Source organism: Shewanella sp. 10N.286.52.B9 (assembly GCF_002873635.1).
Classification (GTDB): Bacteria; Pseudomonadota; Gammaproteobacteria; order Enterobacterales; family Shewanellaceae; genus Shewanella.
This window is the reverse complement of sequence record NZ_MCTY01000110.1, coordinates 1-3,137: the sequence shown is the minus strand read 5'-3', so window position 1 is coordinate 3,137 and position 3,137 is coordinate 1. Positions and strand designations below refer to the sequence as shown.

2 protein-coding genes are annotated in these 3,137 nt (G+C 37.4%); one reads left to right on the top strand and one right to left on the bottom strand.

Annotation, left to right across the window (positions count from 1 at the left end):
- Positions 1–145: 145 nt before the first annotated feature.
- Positions 146–772, bottom strand: a complete 627-nt coding sequence (locus BCU91_RS07055; protein WP_102531185.1) for a pseudouridine synthase — start codon at positions 770–772, stop codon at positions 146–148.
- Between the two features lie 741 nt (positions 773–1,513).
- Here BCU91_RS07055 and lepB point away from each other — a divergent pair.
- Positions 1,514–2,233, top strand: a complete 720-nt coding sequence (gene lepB / locus BCU91_RS07050) for a signal peptidase I (RefSeq protein WP_102531184.1) — start codon at positions 1,514–1,516, stop codon at positions 2,231–2,233.
- Positions 2,234–3,137: the final 904 nt, after the last annotated feature.

Genomic DNA, 3,137 nt, shown 5'->3' with positions numbered 1-3,137 from the left:
AGAATCTGTTACACCCTCTTGGCTTTTTATTTTTTTAGTGATTTACCTGTAACTAAAGTTTGATGTTGAGATTGACAAACGTAATAGATAACCCAATATAAAGCCCCACGGCAGCTGCAATAGAGCTCTAAACACCAGTATGCTATCAACAGAAAGCAGCATCAAAACTAGTTAGCGAAATAACATCACCAGCAGCCATATTATCAATATGTATATCGCCAATTCTCACTCTAACTAGCCTTAAGGTGGCAAAGCCTACGGCTGCAGTCATTTTTCTGATCTGACGATTCTTACCTTCACAAAGCGTAATAGAAACCCAACTTGTTGGCCCATGTCTTGGGTCGCGAATTTTACGACCCCGAGAGGGAAGCGAAGGTTCTTCATCTAATTTGAACGCCTTACAAGGCAAGGTTAAATATTTACTACCATTAATGCCAATTTCAACCCCATTTTGCAGTAATGAAATCGCCTCAGGAGTAATATCACCATCCAGCTGTACATAGTATTCTTTCGCTATACCTTTACTTCTGATCTTATGACTCATCATGCCATCAGTGGTGAGTAATAACAGTCCTTCTGAGTCATGATCTAACCGACCAATGGCCATGGTTTTATCGGGGAAATTAAATAGCTCACCCAGTAGATGTTTCTTCTTACGGGTTTCAGGTACAAACTGGCTTAAAAAACCATACGGTTTAAATATTTTAAAATGCTGATGAATTTCGCTCTTATCAGCAGGCGCTAGCAAACCCGTTTGGTTAGTAGTTGGCATAATATGGCTTTTAATCGTAAAAACTGTATAGGTTGGCATTATACGGTGAGTCTTAGCATGATGCACATAATCTAAAACGCCCCCAATACACATAATTAAAAGTAAATATTCTTATCAGCGCATAAAATGCTAGAAGAAACGAGGATAAACATATTGAGCAAACATTACTGGGGGCTTGCTCATATGAAAAGCAGTGACATTGACTGAGTCAATCTTCTCAAGGCAAATAAGTGACTATAAAACAGGCAATTTAAATACTAGGCAATAAAGCAATTTTGAATTAATAGTATTAATCTTCAATATTTTTAGTGATTTATACGAAAAAAGGCTCATCATTTCTGATGAGCCTTTCGTCTTGAATATGGCGGAGAGATAGGGATTTGAACCCAAGGCTTCCGTATTAAATAAAAAAATAAGTCGTTTAGTTTCAATTGCTTGCATTTAAATAATGTAAATAGAAGCTGCAATTGGCAACTAAGATTGACTATATTTCTGAATGGCAAAAAAGTCAACATTCTTAATGATTAAACATGGTAATTCCATGCATAAAATTCTTTAAATTAGTTAACAGCGTAAATAGTATAGAAGAAAACCAAGGTCAAAAGCCTTCGGTAGGCAGGCTATTGTCTTGACTCACCGGGAGCGTCCATATATGCCTATGTTATTTTAGTGGAAGGGCTTTACCAAATGTATTAACTTACTTTTGAAATAGTGAAAAATAATTTTTACAGGAAATAACTAATGTGGAACTGTCGTAGGAACAAAGCCGACACAAGTAAAAAAAGATTTAAACCGTTAAGAAAATTTTTACTGGTAGCTTTAGGTTTTATTTTTATTCGCACAATGTTTTTAAATTATAATCATGTACCAACTCAATCTATGAATCCTAATTTGCATGAAGGAGATGTTATTTTAGTTAACAAGGTTGCTTACAACTTTAAGCTTCCATTTGCTGAAACTGGGCTTTTAAATTTTGGTTCTCCAGAGCGAGGGGATATTGTTACATTTGATTATAATGGTGTTAACTATGTCAAGAGGATTATGGCTGTCGGTGGTGACACATTTAAAATGACAGATAATAGATTTTATATCAATGGTAAAAAATTACCGTTAAACCACACCAGAAATGAATCTGTTGACCTTAATGAGTTTAAGAGTCAAGAAGAGTATACATATAAAGCCTATAGAGAAGAAAACTTCTCAGGGCTACAGTATGATGTTATTTATGCAGAAGGCTTTAAGGAAGATTATATTAAAAAAATGATTGTAAGTAGCGAGGTTTATGTTGTTCCTGAAGATACGTATTTTATGATAGGCGACAATAGAAACATGAGTGGTGATAGTCGGTATATTGGAGCCATTCATATGGATAAAATCACAGGCAAAGTTGTTAAAATAGCATTTAACTATCAACAGATTTTTACTGATGTAAAGATGCGGTTTTGGGAAGACACTGAGTAGGTTGATTTTCGCAGATTTGGAAAGCAGAATGCCTGGTAATCTTATGCTATACCCACTGTTCTAGGGGGAACCTATCCCCTCCAACCATTTTTTCAACGGTATCGGTTCCCGTTAGTCATGCCTTAAGTACACAACTGCCAATGGAGTAGTAAAATGTTGCGTCTTCAATACTGACAAACGTGCTTCATGGTCTGCCAATAGCAACCTCAATCAAGCAGTGACGAAATAGCACATTAATAACTCACCAGGGTTGTTGTAAACGATGAAGTAATGGCTCAGTCCAACCAATGTAAGCCAGAAAAGGCCAAGGATGAACTTAAACCGAATGGGTGTTTCACCATTAAGCGGCGCAGTGGTACGGAATTCATTAGGGGCGCAGTTAGACTGTTAAGCCCGTATATCTGGCAGAACAACCGCTTTAAGCGGTACATGAGTGACATCAATAACAACAGCAAGTGTGAATAGTTTAGCAGAAAACCAAGGTCAAAAGCCTTCGGTAGGCAGGCTATTGTCTTGACTCACCGGGAGCGTCCATCATATATAACTATGTTATTTTTAGGCATAAAAGGTACTTGTACTGCACTTATGTTGACGACAAAAAGCTGTGTTCGTCAAGCCACTAGCGAATTGCTGTTTTATCAAAGCAGTCCAATCCTCATGAGAACGTCTAGCCATATTAACTCCTGATGTATAGTCAGGAGTTAAAATAAGGGATCAATGAAAGCAGTTGAAGATGTACTTGCCCGGACGCTTACGATCGTTAAGCCGCTAGCGGGCTGCTGTTTTATCAAAGCAGTCCAATCTTCATGAGAACGTTTAGCCATATTAACTCCTGATGTATAGTCAGGAGTTAAAATAAGGGATCAATGAAAGCAGTTGAAGATGTACTTGCCCGGACGCTTAC

Excerpts from the sequence above, each read along its gene's own strand:
- BCU91_RS07055 (WP_102531185.1), bottom strand. The coding sequence starts at position 772 with ATGCCAACTACTAACCAAACGGGTTTGCTAGCGCCTGCTGATAAGAGC.
- lepB (WP_102531184.1), top strand. The coding sequence starts at position 1,514 with ATGTGGAACTGTCGTAGGAACAAAGCCGACACAAGTAAAAAAAGATTT.